Here is an 18,001-nt window from a genome sequence, read left to right on the forward strand (position 1 = left end):
CTGCTGGCCGTGCTGCTGGCCGGGGTTTCCACCTCCGGCATGGCGGAAGAGAAATTTACCTTTCTGACCAACTGGTACGCGCAGGCGGAGCATGGTGGTTTTTACGAGGCGCAGGCCAAAGGGTTGTACAAAACCGCCGGTCTGGATGTCAGCATCAAAATGGGCGGCCCGCAGGTTAACGTGATGCAACTGATGGCCGCCGGACAGGCTGACTGTACGCTCGGCGACAACGGTCAGGCGCTGGAAACCTGGCAGGCAGGCGTACATGCGGTGACCGTGGCGACAGTGTTCCAGCATTCGCCGACGGTGTTTATCAGCCATGACAAAGTGGAGAAAGGTCAGGCGCTGAAAGACAAAACCTTCCTGCTGGCGACGGAGGCTTATACCTCTTTCTGGCCGTGGGCGAAGAGTGAACTGGGGCTGGGGAGCGCCAAAATCCGCCCTTACACCTTCAGCGTGCAGCCCTTCCTGGCGGACAATAATCTGGTGCAACAGGGTTATGTCACCTCCGAGCCTTTCTCGATCGAAAAAGGCGGCAAACCGTTCTACGTCTACATGCTCAGCGACTGGGGTTATCCGCCGTACGGCAACTCGATTATCTGCATGGCGGATACCGTTAAAAAACGCCCGGCAGCGGTGGCGGCTTTCGTGAAAGCCTCGATGCAGGGCTGGAAAGAATATTTGCAGGATCCGACCGCGGGCAACCAGCTAATCACCCAGGCCAACCCGCGTATGGGCGCCGACCAGATTGCCTTCGGTATCGCGCAGATGAAGAAGTATGAGCTGGTGACCGGCGGCGACGCGCAAACCAGCGGTATCGGCATCATCACGGAACCACGTCTGAAAAAGACCTGGGACATGCTGGTGAAAAACAAACTGATCGACGCGGATAAAGTGCCGTTTGAGCAGACTTATACCCTCGACATGATCAAAGACGCGAAGGTAATGCCATGAATTCAGCCCCCAAACTGACCGTGATGAGCGATGTCCGCTCAGCCAATCCTCCGCCGGTTCCGGCTATCGAAGTGCTGTCGGCGGAGAAAATTTACAGCAACGGCACGCGCGCTCTTTTGCCGGTCAATCTGACCATCAATCAGGGCGAATTCGTCACCCTGCTCGGCCCGTCAGGATGTGGCAAAAGTACACTGCTGAAAATGGTCGCCGGGCTGACAGAACCCAGCGACGGCAAGCTGGTGCTGTGGCGGCGCGACAGCCGGGAAAAAACACAGGTGCCGCTGTCGTTCGTGTTTCAGGAAGCCACGCTGATGCCGTGGAGCAATGTGCAAAATAACGTGCGCCTGCCGCTGGATCTCGCCGGTGTTCCCCGCGCCGAAGCCAACACCCGCGTCAGTGAGGCGCTGGAACTGGTCGGTCTGGGTAAATTTGCCAGCGTCCTGCCACGCGAATTGTCGGGCGGTATGCAGATGCGTGTGTCGATTGCCCGCGGGCTGGTGACGCGTCCGAAACTGCTGCTGATGGATGAACCTTTCGGCGCGCTGGATGAAATTACCCGTAACAAACTCGACAGCGATCTGCTGCGCCTGTGGCGGGAACAGGGGCTGACGGTGGTGTTCGTCACCCACTCGATCCACGAAGCGGTGTTTCTGTCGCAGCGGGTGATCATGATGGCCGCCCGTCCGGGGCGCGTGGTGGAAGATATCGCCATTACCGAACCCTTCCCGCGCAGCGAAGATTTCCGCGTCAGTCCGGCGTTTTCACGCTATGCGAAGCAGTTACAAGACAGCCTGCTGCAAGCCAGCCAATCGGGTATGGAGTAACGGTATGCAAACTCAAAAAACTTCTCCGTGGATCAACAACCCCACGTTTCGCAAAGTGCTGTATCCGGCGGTGGTCGCCGTGGTGGTGATTTTGCTGTGGCAGGGTTGGGTGAGCTATTTCAAAATCCCTCAGTTTCTGGTGCCGTCACCGGTGGTAATGCTGCAAAGCCTGTGGACCAATCTGGGTTCGCTGACGATGTCGCTGCTGTTTACGCTGAAAATTACCCTGATCTCGTTTTTGCTCTCGATCGTCATCGGTTCGTTAGTGGCTTTCGTACTGGTGCAGAACCGCTTTGTGGAAACCGCACTGTTCCCGTACATCGTGTTTTTGCAGGTGACGCCGATCGTGGCCATCGCGCCGCTGATCATCATCTGGGTCAAGGACACCACGCTGTCGCTGGTGGTGTGTTCGACACTGATGGCGGTGTTCCCGATTATTTCCAATACCACGCAGGGGCTGCGCAGCGTATCACCGGGCCTGCTGAGCTACTTCCAGCTGAACCACGCCAGCCGTCTGCAGATCCTCATCCGCTTACGCATTCCTTCTGCCCTGCCTTATTTTTTCGGCGCGCTGCGCATTTCCAGCGGCTTGTCGCTGATCGGTGCCGTCGTGGCTGAATTCGTGGCGGGCACCGGCGGCAATAACACCGGTCTGGCCTATCAGATATTGCAGGCGGGATATCAGCTGGACATTCCGCTGATGTTTGCCGCGCTGCTGCTCATTTCACTCACTGGTATCGCCCTGTTTGGCGTGATGTCGTGGATTTCGAAACGCGTCCTCAGCGCGTGGCATGAAAGCGAAGCCGTGCAATCTCATTAATCTCATTTAATTCAGGCAGGAAGAATATGAACAGTGAACAACGTCAGCAGGCGCTTGCCCTGATTCAGCAGGCGCTTCCCGATCTCGACTGGACTTTGCAGGCGACAAAGGTCAAACGCCTTTCGCGCGATTTTCACTGGTTCAGTCCCGTTCTCAAACAGCAGCTGGAAGATAAACAGGCCGATGCGGTGGTCAGGCCGCGCAGTGAAGAAGAGCTGATTTTGCTGGTGAAAGCCTGCGTTCAGTACCAGTTACCGCTGATTTTGCGCGGCGGCGCGACCGGCAACTACGGCCAGCTGGTGCCGCTGGAAGGCGGCATTCTGGTGGATATGACCGGCTTTAATCAGGTTTGCGAACTGGCTGATGGCGTGGTGCGCGCCCAGGCGGGGATCCGGCTGGCAGAGATTGAAACCCTGACCCGTCCGGCAGGCTGGGAGCTGCGCTGTATGCCCTCCACTTACCGGCTCGCCAGCCTCGGCGGCTTGTACGGCGGCGGTTTTGGCGGTATCGGCTCAATCAACTACGGCCCGCTCGGCGCACAGGGCAATGTGCTCAGCGTTAAAGTCATGACCATGGAAGCCGAACCGCGCATTTTGCACGTTCCTGCCCCGCAGGCACTGCTGCTGCATCATGCCTACGGCAGCAACGGCATTGTGCTCGAGGTTGAACTGGCGCTGGCACCGGTTCATCAGTGGATTGAACGGCTGGACGTGTTCGATGATTTTACCGATGCACTGGATTACGCCAACGCCTTTGCCCGTTCACCGGGGCTGGTCAAACGCCAGCTGGCGCTGTTCGCCGCGCCGATCCCGTCATACTTCAGCCATCTGAACGGACATTATCAGGCCAGCCAGCACGCGGTGATCAGCGTGATTGCGCAGGAAAGCGAAGGTTTTTGCGCCTCTCTGCTGGAAAAATACCGCGGTCACAGCGCCGTGCGTCAGTCCGCCGGAGAAGCACGCGAGGCCAATGCGTCGCTGATGGAATATTGCTGGAACCACACCACCCTGCACGCGCTGAAAATCGACAGCACCCTGACCTATTTACAGACGGCGTTTAATTATACGAACTATCGCCAGCAGATTATCGATATGGCGAATTTATTTGGCGATGAAGTTATGTCGCATATAGAGTTCCTGCGCGACAACGACGGAAATATAACCACCAGCGGTTTACAATTAGTGCGTTATTCCACCGAAGAAAGACTGAACGAAATAATGATGACCTTCCGTGATTACGATGTAAAAATAAATAACCCGCATGTTTATCAAATTGAAGATGGTAAACAGGGAGAAATTAAACCTGACGTCGTTTCGGTTAAAAAGTGCCTTGATCCCAGTGGATTACTCAACCCCGGTAAGCTCCGTGGCTGGGATGTCCGTAACACCCTGATATTAGATAACGATCCTCTGTTATTGAATGAATGAAAAAAGCCCGCTTAACAACATTAAGCGGGCTTTTTGCTTTCAAACGATGAGTTCAGATCAGACTTGAGATCAAGGTTCAGATCAAAGCTCGAATCTGTCCAGATTCATCACTTTGGTCCACGCCGCGATAAAGTCTTTCACGAACTTCTCTTTGGCGTCACTGCTGGCGTAAACCTCAGCGTTGGCACGTAATATGGCATTCGAGCCAAACACCAGATCGGCACGCGTGGCGGCGAATCTGACTTCTCCGCTGACACGATCACGGCCTTCGAAACGTTCGCCGGTGCTATCCGTCGGTTTCCATTCGGTACGCATATCCAGCAGATTCGCGAAGAAATCGGTGTTCAGTTCACCGGTGTTTTCCGAGAACACGCCGAGATTGCTGCCGTCGTAGTTAGCCCCCAGCGCACGTAATCCGCCCACCAGCACCGTTAATTCCGGCACGGTCAGGGTCAGTTGCTGCGCCTTGTCGATCAGCAGATTCTCTGTCGAGGTATTGGCTGATTCACCGCGGTAGTTTCGGAAACCGTCCGCTTTCGGTTTCAGCAATTCAAACGACTCAACATCCGTCTGATCCTGACGCGCATCCACACGACCCGGCGTAAATGGCACTTCGATATCAACGCCAGCCGCTTTCGCTGCCTTTTCAACACCGACCACACCGGCCAGCACGATCACATCCGCCAGTGACACTTTCTGCACGGACTGCTGGATAGATTCCAGAGCCGGCAGCACGCGGGCTGCAACGGCATTCACGTCCCAGTCTCTTTGCGGACGCAGCGCCAGACGCGCACCGTTCGCGCCTCCGCGTTTGTCGCCGCCACGGAAGGTCGATGCCGACGCCCACGCCACTGACACCAGCTCACTGACGCTCAGACCTGACGCGGCAATTTTCTCTTTCAGTTGCGCGATATCCGCACCTGTCGGGTGATACACCGGAACCGGCAACGGATCCTGCCAGATGAGATCTTCTTTCGGCACTTCCGGTCCGATATAACGGGCTTTTGGTCCCATATCGCGGTGGGTCAGTTTGTACCATGCGCGGGCAAAGGCTTCGTTAAAGGCCTGCGGATCGCCGTGGAAACGACGGGAAATCTTCTCGAATTCCGGGTCAAAACGCAGCGTCAGGTCAGTCACCAGCATGGTCGGTTTGCGTTTTTTCGACGTATCGAACGGATCAGGAATAATATCCGGCGCATCGGCGGCTTCGAACTGAATCGCACCCGCCGGACTGCGGGTCTGCACCCACTCGTATTTGAACAGGTTCTCGAAAAAGTAATTGCTCCACTGCGTCGGGGTCTGCGACCAGATCACTTCCAGACCGGAGGTGATGGCATCCGCGCCGACGCCGCTGCCGTGGCTGCTTTTCCAGCCCAGACCTTGTGATTCAATCGGTGCGGTTTCAGGGTCAACACCCACCTGATCGGCAGGGCCTGCGCCGTGCGTTTTACCGAGTGTGTGACCTCCGGCGATTAACGCGACGATCTCTTCATCGTTCATGCCCATATTGCCGAACGTGGCACGAATGGCCGGCGCAGCGGAAGCCGGATCACCGCTGTGATTCGGGCCTTCCGGGTTGACGTAAATCAGCCCCATTTCCGTAGCGCCCAGCGGTGATTTCGCCAGTTCCTCAGGATGACGATGTTCCAGCCAGGTGGTTTCGTCGCCCCAGTTGATATCCTGATCCGGTTCCCAGACGTCTTCACGACCGGCACCAAAACCGAAGGTGCGGAAACCGGAGTTTTCCAGCGCCACGTTACCCGCCAGAATGTACAAATCGGCCCAGGAAATTTTCTGACCGTATTTTTGTTTCACCGGCCACAACAGTCGGCGTGCTTTATCCAGACTGACGTTATCCGGCCAGGAGTTGAGTGGCGCGAAACGTTGCTGGCCGCGACCTGAGCCGCCGCGCCCGTCAACGGAGCGATAGGTCCCGGCGCTGTGCCATGCAAGACGAATGAACAGACCGATATAACTGCCCCAGTCCGCCGGCCACCAGGGCTGCGACGCAGTGAGCACCCCTTTGAGGTCGGCTTTTAATGCGGAATAATCCAGTTTTGCGAATTCTTTGCGGTAATCGAAAGTTTCGCCCAACGGGTTTGAGCGATTTGAGTGCTGGTTCAGCAGGTCAACCCTGAGCTGGTTAGGCCACCAGTCACGATTATTGGTCCCGCCGCCAGAGGCTTTATTGGTGTTTCCTTCATGGAAAGGACATTTACCGGCACTGGCTTCTCTGTCTGCTTCAACAATTGGCTTTGCGTCGTTTGCTTCTTCATCAATAGAACTGCTCATGCTCACACTCCTGTTATGTAGTCTCATTGCTACTCTATACGCGGTTTTAAACAACGCACATCTGAATCACCCTATGTATTTGATAGACTTTGCCTTAGGACTTATGTGCGTTTTTTGCGTGTTTAATCACCAAAATGCTTTTTGCTCTGATTATAGAATAGCCACTTAATCGCCGGGGCTTCTTTGCGAGTGTCGCAAAATGAAAAAAGCCCGCCTGAGTTTCCAAAGGCGGGCTTTTGTTTTCTTAAAACTTTCTTCAGAGGTTACTCACGCCAGCCCATCGCAGGCGCAACGTGTTTGAGAATCGATTCAATCACATGCACGTTGTAATCCACGCCGAGCTGATTCGGCACGGTGAGCAATAACGTATCGGCTTCGGCAATCGCTTCATCCTTTTTGAGCTGTTCGATCAAAAACTCAGGAGAAGCCGCGTAGCTGCGTCCGAAAATTGCCCGGGTTTTCTCGTCGAGGAAACCGACCTTATCGCCGTCGTTACTACTGCCACCGAAATAAGCACGGTCACGGTCATCCATCAGGGCAAAAATGCTGCGACTGACCGATACCCGTGGCGTACGCGTGTGTCCCGCTTCGGCCCAGGCTTCGCGATAGGCGCGAATTTGTTTCGCCTGCTGAATATGGAATGGCTCGCCGGTTTCGTCATCTTTCAGCGTCGAGCTTTGCAGATTCATCCCCAGTTTCGCCGCCCAAACAGCGGTGGCGTTTGAACCCGCGCCCCACCAGATACGATCACGCAAGCCTTCAGAATGCGGTTCCAGACGCAACATTCCCGGTGGATTTGGAAACATCGGTTGCGGATTCGGTTTCGCAAAACCTTCGCCACGCAGCGCATCCAGCAGCATTTCGGTGTGACGCCGCGCCATATCCGCTTCCGTCTCCCCTTCTGCCGGCTGATAGCCAAAATAGCGCCAGCCGTCGATCACCTGTTCCGGCGAACCCCGGCTGATACCCAGCTGTAAACGCCCGCCGGAGATCAGATCTGCCGCGCTGGCACTTTCCGCCATATACAGCGGATTTTCGTAACGCATATCGATAACGCCGGTGCCGATCTCAATCTTGCTGGTCTTCGCGCCGACCGCCGCCAGCAGCGGGAACGGTGAAGCGAGCTGACGGGCAAAATGATGCACGCGGAAATACGCGCCGTCCGCGCCCAGTTCTTCGGCTGCGACAGCCAGATCGATAGATTGCAGCAACGCATCCGCCGCCGAGCGGGTGCCTGACTGAGGCGACGGTGTCCAGTGACCAAATGATAAAAACCCAATATTTTTCATCGTAAATGCATCCTCAAAGTGCGCAAAGCGATGTGCCAGCCCGCTCGTTTGAGGACTGGCGCAATGATACGTTTACTTTACGCGCCTCAGGATGAGAATAAATATCAGTTGTTTAACAAAGCGGTTCAGTTTATTTGAAGGACATGGGTCATTTTTGCTTATTTTTTAATAACCTGAACAAAAACTCTCCCATCGAAACGCAGAAGTAAAAAAACCGTTGCTCCCGACTTCATCCCCCGTTATCATGCGCCCCGTTCACACGATTCCTCTGTAGTTCAGTCGGTAGAACGGCGGACTGTTAATCCGTATGTCACTGGTTCGAGTCCAGTCAGAGGAGCCAAATTTAGAGAAGCCCGCCTAAGGAAACTTAGGCGGGCTTTTTGTGTTTGGGGGATTGAGGGAGAGGCAGTTTTGGGCGAGAAGCGGGAGTCTCATTACGATGTTAGTTCAAAAAGAACTGCTCACAGTCAGAGCTTCTTGTTGAGTCGGCAACCGTCATGCCGCATGGATGCGTGACTCATTGTTGCAACCAACCCAATATTATTCGAATCTGAGTGTTTGTCGCTGGGGATACGTTAGAAAATATATGGGCTGCCTAGCTGAATAAAGTATGATTTCATACTGCAGGTTCCGAGGGCCTTACGATTATTAATAGCAGAACCTTCAAATGAATAACGCTTGTTAATAATCAAGTGCGGTTATTATTTCCCTTTGAATATTTAGAGAGCTAGTTATATGTCATAGTTGATTGTTAAATTATTAATAATGAAAAAAGGACAGAATATTTAGGACAAAGATGGACAACTATGAATGCTCGCAAAGTTAACTTAACCTAAACTCTTGATATTGATGCGCATGATGCAAGTTTCATTCTTGACAATTTGTCTCTGAGGGCAATATTATACCTTTTCAAAAACACAAAAGGGATGATAAGATGAAATTCGGATTTAATATAACTTTTGACACTAATATTCCTGAGCAAACACTGGTTTATCAAACATCCAATTTCAAGAAGGAATTAAAGGGTGTAATAGAGGAGGCTATTAGTAAAAGTGATGTCTCTGTTATTTACAAACATGCCGAAGTAGTTAATAATTGGTTCCCAAAAGGCGGATATCATATATTTATATCCCATAGTCACAAAGACGCCAACAGGGCTAAATACATAGCAAATAAGCTTTATGAAAACTATGGAATTAAAAGTTTCATTGATTCTGAATTTTGGGGGTATGTTGATGAGATTATTTCAGAAATTAATCACAAGCATTTCCCATGCGGTGAGAATAACGAGTATTTAATTTATGAATCATGCATGAAAGTAGCAAGTAATTTTTATTTAATACTTGGGGATGCTTTATTGGATGCGATAAATTTAAGTGATTCCTGTTGGTTCTTAAATACATCCAACTCCATTCATTGCACAGATTCTTTAGAAAAAGCAACCTATTCACCTTGGATATACACTGAGTTAAAATACACATCTGTCATTGAAAGAAATTGGCATCCAGAAAGGAAGGTTATCGCATTAGAATCGATAATGAAAGCCGGGAGCGGGATGGAGAAAATATCAGAATCAGCAAATGTTTGTGTTGAATATATTGCACCATTAAATCATTTAATCACCGTCACTGAAAATAAATTAGAATTAATCTTGGATAAGAAGATTGGCGACATCGGCAGTCTAAAACATGGAAATAATAAGCACTTTTACTGGCTGAATTCAATATACGAAGAATTATTTAAATAAAATATAACGTTGAGATATTTAATTTAGGAGGCTGCATGAGTCAGGATAACAATACGAGTTTGGCTGCAAAAATAGCTTCGCTATCAACATTGCAAACAATTATAACCCGAATGGGGACGGTCTCGATAAGTATAAAAACAATATTCATCACTGTGTTTGGTTTTTTCGTTTCTGGATATTGGTTAGATGGTAACTTTCCTTTATGGCAAAAGTTCGTTCCGTTTTTATTCGTAACGTATTTTTTTGCTCTATTAGACTCATATTATCTTTCTGTAGAGAAAAAGTATAGGCACATCTACGAAGCTTTGAGTGACGAAGATACTGATATAGATGTAAATTTTTTTAACTGGAAACCATATTTTAGAAAATTCCATCTCGAGGCCTTGAAATCTTTCAGTATATGGGGTTTCTATATTTTTGTGTATGTAGTTTATGTATTGGTTGTGTCTGTTGTTTATGATGTAAAAACTAATCTGCAAGACGAATCGAAAAATACAACATACACTTCTAAATTATTTGTTATGTTAGAGTCACAACAGAAAATGCAGAAGGAAATACTAAATTATTTAGGGGAGAGACCATCTTCATGTGACATTCAGTATAAAATAGAGAACAATATAACAGTTGATAATGAACCTAATCTCTCCTATAAGCCTCCCAAGAAAACAACCACAAAGCCTATTATTAAAACATGTAATTAAATTATGAATTATTTATCCTATAGCTTAATAAGACAATTAATAAATTTTAAACTTTTAATGCTTAGGGGCTTGAACAGATTTGAATAAAGCAATATATATTTATAATCTAATTATATAATGCCTAATCAATAACGCCATTTATTTGATAGGCAATCATATAACAGCCCCCCCAAAAAAAAGAAAACAAGAATTAAATCTAAAAAAGAGCCCCCCCCCATCATGGAGGTCTCTTTTCGTCGAATTGGCCCTGCGCTGTGTGAAAGCTAAATAATATATTCGATTGTCGTGACATATTAAAGACTAATAAAAATAAAAATTGTCACGGATACCTAAAATATGAAAAGGGTAAGGGCGTTGTACATTGTGCGACACGTTATCAATACCAAAGGTATGGTCCGCTGTAAATCATTTATTAAAGTTAACTTAGGGTTGGATATAAATATTTCTTTATTGCACCAACACAATGGTGTTAACAAAAATATTAATTATTTTCCCAATCTTCTAAGGTTAAAAATAAAATGGCCAAATATCATTTACGTGGATGATAAAATTTAATTAATGATGTTTCACCTTGAATATGTAAGAAAATTGCTTCAATTATTACACCATTACAGTCCTCTAAAGTGATTGGGGAATTTATTTCAAAATGAACAGGTTGAATTTCTCCTTCATTAATAGCTATATTATCCGCATAAAGATATGTTCTGTTATTACTATCTAGCTTAGGATTTAATCGACCATCTAAACCATCAATGTAGCCGGTGCCATTAATTATTACGGAACCAATGGTTTCAGTGGAGGACAAAGTTATTTCAATATCTTCTGCTGGATCCCATTTAGGGATTATAGCTCCGGGAAAGTCTGAATGAGCTACCAGTATAGAATAATTTCTACGAGTTAAAATTTCTAAGGTTAGGCAACCATTGGCATCAGTCGTGCCCTGCTTAATAGTGTTGTTGTCTGCGATAGCAACGATTGATGCTGACTGAATCAACTCTCCTGTCGAAGATTTAATGATTACCCTTAACATTAACGGTTCTATTTTGGGAAGCGACCCTGTTGAAAAAAAAGATTTTCTCGATAATTCTGAGGGTATCGTCCTCCCACTGTTTACCAATTTTTTATGGATTATTTCAACAAAACTTTCAGGAGTGCGGTCTATAAGAGATATGAAGCCGGTTGTAAGTAGCACCCCAGGGATTTCTGTATCATCAAATTTCGCAGGAAGGATATATTCAGCACTCTCCTGAAAAGCCCTTGCTTGCATTGCTTTTCTTTCATGATTTGTCCATAGTTTTTTTGCGTAATTCTCGGAAATAAACATTATGGTATAAAGAGCTTTGTCTTTATATATTTCATTAAGATAAGTATAAAGATCTTTACCCCAGAGATTTGCTTCTTCAAACGAATCATAAAATACTTTCACACCAGATTGCATCAAAAGATTGGCTACTTGTTGAACGTAGTTTCTATCCTCACCTGCGAACGATAGAGCAATATCAAAATCTCTTGCTTCTGGCATTTTTATATTTATCCTTTTCAGTTTAAATTAATATTTAGCGGGTTAGCATTGTACTAATCATGATTTACCTTCCCCATCTAAATAAATCAAGTATAATTGTTACATTGACGTTAGAGAACCATCATAAAATCTAGGCAAGTTCCGCTTCTGGCACATACCACCCCAAAAGGATGTTATTGGACTACTATGAGCGATTATGAGCGATAATCTGTTGTGCTATATGACGCTTTTTTAGGAGCATGCAAAATATGTTCGACCACTCTACCCACCCCGAAGTCGCCGAATGGTTTGCAAGGTTCGGTGTCGCCGACGTGTCATATAGCGGGTGTTCCGTCGACCTGACCAGCGAACCGCCTGAGCACTGGTTTTACAAGCGCAACAAGTTGCGGCCCGAAAGCCTGAAACTGGAGTTGCGCATCCCATCTAACGGGAACTGGTTGGTCGACCTGTCGCGTCATGACAATCTGTTCAACATCCAGTGGCGCCCGAATGATGACTTGCGCATCGAGTCGGCACAACTGCGCTATCAAAAATTGATCAAATGGCCCCGGCTATACAGCCTCATGGATTTTCCCCTGCTGGCTGGGCAACTTGAGCAATGCCTGGATATGCGCTTCCTGCGGCATGCCAATTTCGGAGCGCGCTTGCTCGAACCCGAGGCGCTGTCGTGCAATTCCAAAATCCGTCAATGGTTAGCCCCCTGTGCCGACACTTTTGGATGGAACAGAAAAATGCAGCCGGAGTAGCGGGTATGGCGTAGCCCCCTCACCAAACCTCCGGGTTTATTGAGTCCCTACCCTCTGCACTTACTTCAAAAGTAAGTGCATTCATTGAATTCTTAGAAGCTGAGATACAAGCCACGTGCGAAGCGATTTTCCTGCCCGGACTTCATGCGCTTATAAACATTACACAATCTTATGTATTCATCAGTTTCCGCCTGAAATCATCGCATTGAGCGTCTGAATCGTCGTCACCCCCGCTACAAACCTGCCTGTCGGTTGCTTGAATTCGGTCTGTCACTCGTCCGATCTCTGCATAAGAAATACCATTTTCATCAATGGCGGAAAAATATTTTTAATCATTAATTTCAATTGATTAAAAACATCACACTGACTGATGCTGGTGAAAAAGACACGACACACTGCAACATAACCCATTGAGATTTCATTGACTTGCCACCTGCAGCACTGCACATCTCCACTTTTTTCGCTGCCAGATAATTCTTAATGTTTTTTTATGGGTTGATTGATCTTCTTTGCTTTGTTGCTATTGTTGATTAAGTCAGCAATGACGCGCAGCGAAAAAAATAATTAGCTCTCATTATGGAACACATACTCATATGAACATTTGACTGTGTTTTTTAAAAAAGGCGTGCCTGCATGTCAGGACATGTCGCTGATAATAATCATTCCACTTTGCCCCTTTGAAATATTAAGGTCTCGCAGACTATTGCCCGAAGTTATTTATGGCAGACACTGTGACACCCTGCTCCCAATATCAGGCTGAAAAAGTTTGGTTTCTGTTTATTCAACAAACTAACTTAACAATGATTCAATCATTGTATGGATCCTGATGGCATTCTTTCTCAATGCCATTTGCCAGCCTTATGTCTGAATTTTATTGGGTGCCGATGATATGACTACACAAACTTATACAGCAGATGAAAAAAGTATTATTAAAAACGTTATCAACCAGTATGGAAATAAAGGGGTTTTTATTATTGAACCCGGCAACACTGAGTTGGTGAATTTTTATGATATCCAGCTAAAACTTTCCGGTTTGACATCGGGGCGCTCCCCCCAATTTACGCAGTGCTGGCAGGAAACCAAACGACTTAAACGCAGTGCCGGCCTGCTGAGCCAGGCAGCCACTGACACTGTCAGGCCGGTATACAGCATTGTGCGCGTTGATACTGTGGACGGGAAAAACTACCGCACCGATGCCATTGGCTCACTCCCCGTTTCTGCCACCAATGTGACACAAACACTGGGATTATTTGACGGCGAGGCCAGTAATACCGGTGCGGTGAAATATACCCAGAACTTCGTTAACGCGTCAGACTGCGTCATCAGCGCAGACGGCGTATATCCGGGTGTGGCCGGTTCCCCGGTGACGGTAATTTATACTTTCGCGCAAACCATTAATAATCAGACTTTTTACGGCGCGGAAATCATTACTACCCAGAGTTACCCGAAAGAAATATTCAATGACTCCCCGCGAACAATTAAAAATCCCAACGAAATTAAAATCTGCTTAACGCGCGACGAGCCTGACTGCGATTACCGGCAAACCAGTTCATGGGACGGCATCGTCAGCGTCCCGATTAAAGGCTACATCACCTACGGCGGGGATATCGATGTCAGCGGCGGCAAACCGGTCAACGGGATGAGCAGTATCTACCTGATACGCACCCGCGCCGGCGGTGACCCGATCCTGCCCTACGCAGGCTTTGATTTCTTCGATGCTAAAAACTCTTCCGTTGCCGGAAACAAAATCAACTGGGATCTAAACTGGTTAAAGTTTAATAAGGTCAACTTTGATTCCGGCGAAATGGTTTATTATGTTTTCAAGCTCATTCTGAATGTTTCAGGCAAAAGCATCGCGGCATTTATCACCAACGCGCCAAAAAACATTGTCCCCGGCCAAATGTTTTTAAATACCGTGACTATTAAGCCGATGAAAATCGTTTACGGCTGCCTGCACGAAAATACCAAAATAATGATGCATGACGGCAGTGAGAAAGTGATCTCAGCGATCAGAACCGGCGACAGCGTCAAAACAATAAATAACGGGTCGCTGAGGGTAGAAAACATCACCACCGGTCAGGAACAGCATTGTATTAAAATCTCTGCGCGGGATCGGAATAATAATACACTCAACGTTATTACCAGTCCCGGCCATCCATTTATCACGCCTGCGGGCATTGTTATTGCCCGTGAACTGACATTAGCGGATAAACTCTTTACCCCTCAGGGTGAAGCAGAAATAACAGATATTCAACCGCGAAGTGATGAAGCGACGGTATATAACCTGCAACTGTCGGCTGAAAAGACAGATGAAAATACCCTTTATGCCAATCAAATTTTAGTCGGTGATATCCAGATGCAAAGATTGCATGAAGATAAATATCATCAGCAGCCCGTGAATATCCTGAGCCAGCTCCCCGAAGAATGGCATGAAGATTATCAAAATCATCTCAACGCAACGGGTGAGTAATATCATGTATCAGGGATACCCGGACTTTCAAAATATGATAACGACCGCCACGCAGCGATTTATCGGCAGTTATCTGCAGAATGATGCTTATTACCTTTATCCTGAATCCCTCGGTATTCAGGCAGCTGACCCGTTGCCCTTCTCTCTGGATATTGTCCGCAGCAGCAGTGCAGAAAGTATTTATGGCTGGCTCAACTTCACCACTGAACTTCAGTATGCCAGCGGAGAATGCCTGGCAGAATTTAAGCAACAGCACCCGGATAAGGCGGTGAATGTTCTGCCGCTGGTCGCGGGCAGCCTGGGGTTTGACGTGCCGGTTGAATATCACAGTGCCCTGCGGGAACAGAGCTTTGATGCGACCTGGTATTCGGCACAATACATCCAGTTTATTATTTTGCTGAATTCAGACAGTACTCAGCTGATCGAAAATACCCTGCTGGATAAAACGGTCGGATTTAATGCGCGGGTGGACGGCTTTGTTCAGGGCGTGTCTCCGCGACTGCCTTATTCCGTCGAATTTGATCCCCATGCGCTGATGCTGACGTTAACCCGCGATGTGCCGGGCAAACCCACGGCTGACGGCAGTCAGGTCGAGTTCAGCTACGACCAGCTGACCCAATATCTGTACCAGAATATCCGCCTGCTGCCGCTGACTGTCAGCCCCGCGCTGCCAGATAACGATCCCGCCGCGATCCGGCTTTTCTGTCAGGCATTCCTTGACCGGCTATACGAGCAAACCGGTTCACCCTGTGCGGGTCCGGCGAATAACAATACGGCCATGATCTGCCTGCAAGCCCAGCCGCAAAGCGGGCGGGTGATATTCAACCTTGATACCGAAATGCTTGCCCTGCGTCCGTTATCCTTTTTGCTCGATCCCTTTGCCGCTGCGCAACAAATCGCAAAAACTGCGCCGGATACCATTATCCACCGTTCCACCACGCCACCATTACCGGAAGGCAAACGGGCGATCGACGTTTTCTATACCGCCCCGACCGGGCTGGACAGCAGTGTCTCTGTGGATATTCAGCTCACCTTACCGGCCGGTGATATTTATCCGCAGAAACAGACCCAGACCCAGATACTGACGCCGGATCAGAGCCGTTTGTCGTTTAGCTTTTTTACCAGTTCGCTGGCTGCGAGCCCCTTTTTCTACCAAATCCGCGTTAACTATTCGCAGGGAGGAAAATGGCACCGGCGGGAGAGTGATGCACTGCCCTGCAATGACGCTTTCCTGGTGCTCGATCCCGCTGCATTGCCGTGTCAGTTTTTGACTATCAGCCTCGATGAAGGCTTTGCCCTGCAAAGTACGCTTCACGGAACCTGTCATTCTGACGGCTGGTCGCAAGACTTCGCGTTAACCGCAAAAACGCCCGTTTTCAGCTATCCGGTTATCGGCAATACCTTTGCCGACGTGGAAGCCCGCGAGTTATCAGGATCCGGCGTGGTCCCGCTACCCGCGCCGGTGACGCTAACCACCACTATCGGAGCCTACAGTTTCCCGCAGTTCGGATCACAACAGGCGCGGATAACGGTCAATTTGCCGGAAGGCATAACCGCGGCAACATTCGAATTTGAACCACAAATTCCGATACACATTACGCCCTGGAGCTTCACTCATCAGCAAAACACATTCGACTACAAGTGGACGGTCACCTCTATTTTTGCCTGCGGATATCGCTACAGAAGCGAAGGAGGCACGTGGTCGGCTGTGGTGACCGGCGATCAGACAATTGATTATAAAGGTGAAAAATGAACACTGACGCGAACAACCCGCAACACATGTTGCAGAACTTCTTCCTGCTTGGACGGGCCTTTGCCTTTCACGACCAGACGCGGCAACCGCAGGACTACACCTATGGCAGTTTTATCCCGCAGGTTGTGCAGGACACGCCCGCAGGGCAAATCAGCGCACTTCATTTACTGACCAGCCCCGGCGGAGGAATGGCAACTTTTGTCGCGCCGAATCAGCCCGTTGATACCGCGGTGTTAGAAGCCTATATCAGGGCGCATTTCATCCCGTCGCCGGGTGAAATAAACCTGATACAGGCCGATGTCAGTCAGTCGCTGTTTTTGCGCTTTATCCGCCAGCCTGAAACGGACAGCTATGACGTTGAGTTCGAGCAATCCCGTATGGCGCTGACCCATGCGGAAAGCGCACAACTGGAGAGTGCGATCAAAGGGGACAAAAACCGGGTGTATCTGCTGCCCCGCAGCCAGTTCAGTGTCAGCAGTCGTGCGGCGGCCAGGCTGGAAACGGACTGGGTGGCATTTTTAACACTGGCGTTCAATGAAGATGCGCGCCAGCCGGATGCTGTCGCCCTGCTGCTAAATCAGCAAATTGATGCCGGGGTGATCACCATGCCGGAGCAGTTTGATAATACCCCGTCGGAACAGACACAGGCGCTGGTGAGAAATTCGCTGGTCAGTACGGCCTCCCTGCTGGTCTGTAATACGCTGCGTAATATCCATTCCGTGGATGAGATCCCCAACCACATCAGCTATGACGTCAGTTACAGCAACAGCGTGCCGCAACAATATGTCCTGGCACAACAACAGGATATCGCTGAGCTGCTGGGCAAGTTGCCCGCCGGTAACATCATCAGTTTTACCCCGACACCATTGCCTGAACCCAGCCGCCCGGACAAACCGGTGGTTACCCGCGAATGTCACGTCAGCCTCGGTTTCAACCCGTCCGGCTTCAACCTCATGTCGGTTGATTTGTATTACGGGGATGAGCAGACGCCGATGCCGTGGCCCAACTTCACACCAGTCACGCTTAAAACCATATCGGACATCAGCACAATCACGCTCAGGGTGAAATTTTCTGACTACAGCGATTACGAGACGCAGCTTCGCTGGCAGGACGACATCGCGCTTACGCCGCAGGAACTGGGTTTTTACAGCGTCCTGTTTGAAGCCGAATCCCTGAAAAAAGACTTCAAATCAATCAAAGGCACGGCCATGTATCAGCCTGCCGGTGTGGCAAAACGACAATCTTTTAACCTCGCCTTTTCCGGTCAATCGCAGTGGCAGGCCAGCTGGTGGATCAACACGCATTTTGCCGGTCTGAACGGCGAAATTGAGTACAGCTGGATCGGAGATTTGAAAAATACATTGTTTCCCAAGACCTACGACTCTGGCCGCCTGAAGGCCACCGTCAGCCCCGTCAAACTGCAATACAAACAAGTGATATAAACAAGAGGAACACC

At 49.0% G+C, this 18,001-nt stretch carries 13 protein-coding genes and 1 tRNA gene; 11 read left to right on the forward strand and 3 right to left on the reverse strand.

The annotated features are described in order from the left end of the window. Positions 1-39 precede the first annotated feature (39 nt). Genes ACM615_RS11210 through ACM615_RS11225 form a run of 4 tightly spaced genes read left to right on the forward strand, consistent with a single transcriptional unit; the run spans position 40 to position 4,025 of the window. On the forward strand, positions 40-954 hold the full coding sequence (locus ACM615_RS11210; protein WP_369964407.1) for an ABC transporter substrate-binding protein: 915 nt from the start codon (positions 40-42) through the stop codon (positions 952-954). After that, positions 951-1,778 (forward strand): ABC transporter ATP-binding protein, encoded by an 828-nt coding sequence (locus ACM615_RS11215; RefSeq protein WP_120163445.1) that lies wholly within the window; start codon positions 951-953, stop codon positions 1,776-1,778. The genes ACM615_RS11210 and ACM615_RS11215 overlap by 4 nt, the downstream gene beginning before the upstream one ends. Positions 1,779-1,782: 4 nt before the next feature. Continuing rightward, complete coding sequence (locus ACM615_RS11220; RefSeq protein WP_129638730.1) at positions 1,783-2,598, forward strand: ABC transporter permease; 816 nt, start codon at positions 1,783-1,785, stop codon at positions 2,596-2,598. 26 nt (positions 2,599-2,624) lie between these two features. Then, on the forward strand, positions 2,625-4,025 hold the full coding sequence (locus ACM615_RS11225; RefSeq protein WP_431011889.1) for an FAD-binding oxidoreductase: 1,401 nt from the start codon (positions 2,625-2,627) through the stop codon (positions 4,023-4,025). 81 nt (positions 4,026-4,106) lie between these two features. On the opposite strand, the gene katG is transcribed toward ACM615_RS11225, so the two are convergent. Both katG and ACM615_RS11235 read right to left on the reverse strand, forming a co-directional pair. After that, positions 4,107-6,317: a catalase/peroxidase HPI gene (gene katG / locus ACM615_RS11230; protein WP_431011890.1), complete on the reverse strand. Its 2,211-nt coding sequence runs from the start codon at positions 6,315-6,317 to the stop codon at positions 4,107-4,109. 263 nt (positions 6,318-6,580) lie between these two features. Next, positions 6,581-7,606, reverse strand: a complete 1,026-nt coding sequence (locus ACM615_RS11235; RefSeq protein ID WP_431011891.1) for an LLM class flavin-dependent oxidoreductase — start codon at positions 7,604-7,606, stop codon at positions 6,581-6,583. Between the two features lie 264 nt (positions 7,607-7,870). Here ACM615_RS11235 and ACM615_RS11240 point away from each other — a divergent pair. The 3 genes from ACM615_RS11240 to ACM615_RS11250 all read left to right on the forward strand — a co-directional run bounded on the left by ACM615_RS11240 (position 7,871) and on the right by ACM615_RS11250 (position 10,054). Next, positions 7,871-7,946, forward strand: a tRNA-Asn gene (locus ACM615_RS11240). Positions 7,947-8,540: 594 nt separating this feature from the next. After that, positions 8,541-9,353 (forward strand): hypothetical protein, encoded by an 813-nt coding sequence (locus tag ACM615_RS11245; RefSeq protein ID WP_431011892.1) that lies wholly within the window; start codon positions 8,541-8,543, stop codon positions 9,351-9,353. A gap of 35 nt (positions 9,354-9,388) precedes the next feature. Beyond that, on the forward strand, positions 9,389-10,054 hold the full coding sequence (locus tag ACM615_RS11250) for a hypothetical protein (RefSeq protein WP_159282109.1): 666 nt from the start codon (positions 9,389-9,391) through the stop codon (positions 10,052-10,054). A gap of 529 nt (positions 10,055-10,583) precedes the next feature. Here ACM615_RS11250 and ACM615_RS11255 read toward each other — a convergent pair. Beyond that, positions 10,584-11,576, reverse strand: coding sequence for a TIR domain-containing protein (locus ACM615_RS11255; protein ID WP_431011893.1), 993 nt, complete (start codon positions 11,574-11,576; stop codon positions 10,584-10,586). Positions 11,577-11,824: 248 nt separating this feature from the next. Here ACM615_RS11255 and ACM615_RS11260 point away from each other — a divergent pair, with 248 nt between their 5' ends. The 4 genes from ACM615_RS11260 to ACM615_RS11275 all read left to right on the forward strand — a co-directional run bounded on the left by ACM615_RS11260 (position 11,825) and on the right by ACM615_RS11275 (position 17,987). After that, entirely contained in the window at positions 11,825-12,322 is a 498-nt protein-coding gene (locus tag ACM615_RS11260; protein WP_431011894.1) for a hypothetical protein, read from the forward strand. Between the two features lie 1,153 nt (positions 12,323-13,475). Next, entirely contained in the window at positions 13,476-14,792 is a 1,317-nt protein-coding gene (locus ACM615_RS11265) for a Hint domain-containing protein (protein ID WP_431011895.1), read from the forward strand. Continuing rightward, on the forward strand, positions 14,752-16,545 hold the full coding sequence (locus ACM615_RS11270) for a hypothetical protein (protein ID WP_431011896.1): 1,794 nt from the start codon (positions 14,752-14,754) through the stop codon (positions 16,543-16,545). Before ACM615_RS11265 ends, ACM615_RS11270 begins: the two co-directional genes overlap by 41 nt. Further along, positions 16,542-17,987, forward strand: a complete 1,446-nt coding sequence (locus ACM615_RS11275) for a hypothetical protein (RefSeq protein WP_431011897.1) — start codon at positions 16,542-16,544, stop codon at positions 17,985-17,987. The genes ACM615_RS11270 and ACM615_RS11275 overlap by 4 nt, the downstream gene beginning before the upstream one ends. Positions 17,988-18,001: the final 14 nt, after the last annotated feature.

Source organism: Rahnella sp. PAMC25617 (genome assembly GCF_050606005.1).
GTDB classification, from domain to species: domain Bacteria; phylum Pseudomonadota; class Gammaproteobacteria; order Enterobacterales; family Enterobacteriaceae; genus Rahnella; species Rahnella variigena.

Coding starts and splice junctions, on each gene's coding strand:
- ACM615_RS11210 (WP_369964407.1), top strand. CDS start 40: ATGGCGGAAGAGAAATTTACCTTTCTGACCAACTGGTACGCGCAGGCG.
- ACM615_RS11215 (WP_120163445.1), top strand. CDS start 951: ATGAATTCAGCCCCCAAACTGACCGTGATGAGCGATGTCCGCTCAGCC.
- ACM615_RS11220 (WP_129638730.1), top strand. CDS start 1,783: ATGCAAACTCAAAAAACTTCTCCGTGGATCAACAACCCCACGTTTCGC.
- ACM615_RS11225 (WP_431011889.1), top strand. CDS start 2,625: ATGAACAGTGAACAACGTCAGCAGGCGCTTGCCCTGATTCAGCAGGCG.
- katG (WP_431011890.1), bottom strand. CDS start 6,317: ATGAGCAGTTCTATTGATGAAGAAGCAAACGACGCAAAGCCAATTGTT.
- ACM615_RS11235 (WP_431011891.1), bottom strand. CDS start 7,606: ATGAAAAATATTGGGTTTTTATCATTTGGTCACTGGACACCGTCGCCT.
- ACM615_RS11245 (WP_431011892.1), top strand. CDS start 8,541: ATGAAATTCGGATTTAATATAACTTTTGACACTAATATTCCTGAGCAA.
- ACM615_RS11250 (WP_159282109.1), top strand. CDS start 9,389: ATGAGTCAGGATAACAATACGAGTTTGGCTGCAAAAATAGCTTCGCTA.
- ACM615_RS11255 (WP_431011893.1), bottom strand. CDS start 11,576: ATGCCAGAAGCAAGAGATTTTGATATTGCTCTATCGTTCGCAGGTGAG.
- ACM615_RS11260 (WP_431011894.1), top strand. CDS start 11,825: ATGTTCGACCACTCTACCCACCCCGAAGTCGCCGAATGGTTTGCAAGG.
- ACM615_RS11270 (WP_431011896.1), top strand. CDS start 14,752: ATGAAGATTATCAAAATCATCTCAACGCAACGGGTGAGTAATATCATG.
- ACM615_RS11275 (WP_431011897.1), top strand. CDS start 16,542: ATGAACACTGACGCGAACAACCCGCAACACATGTTGCAGAACTTCTTC.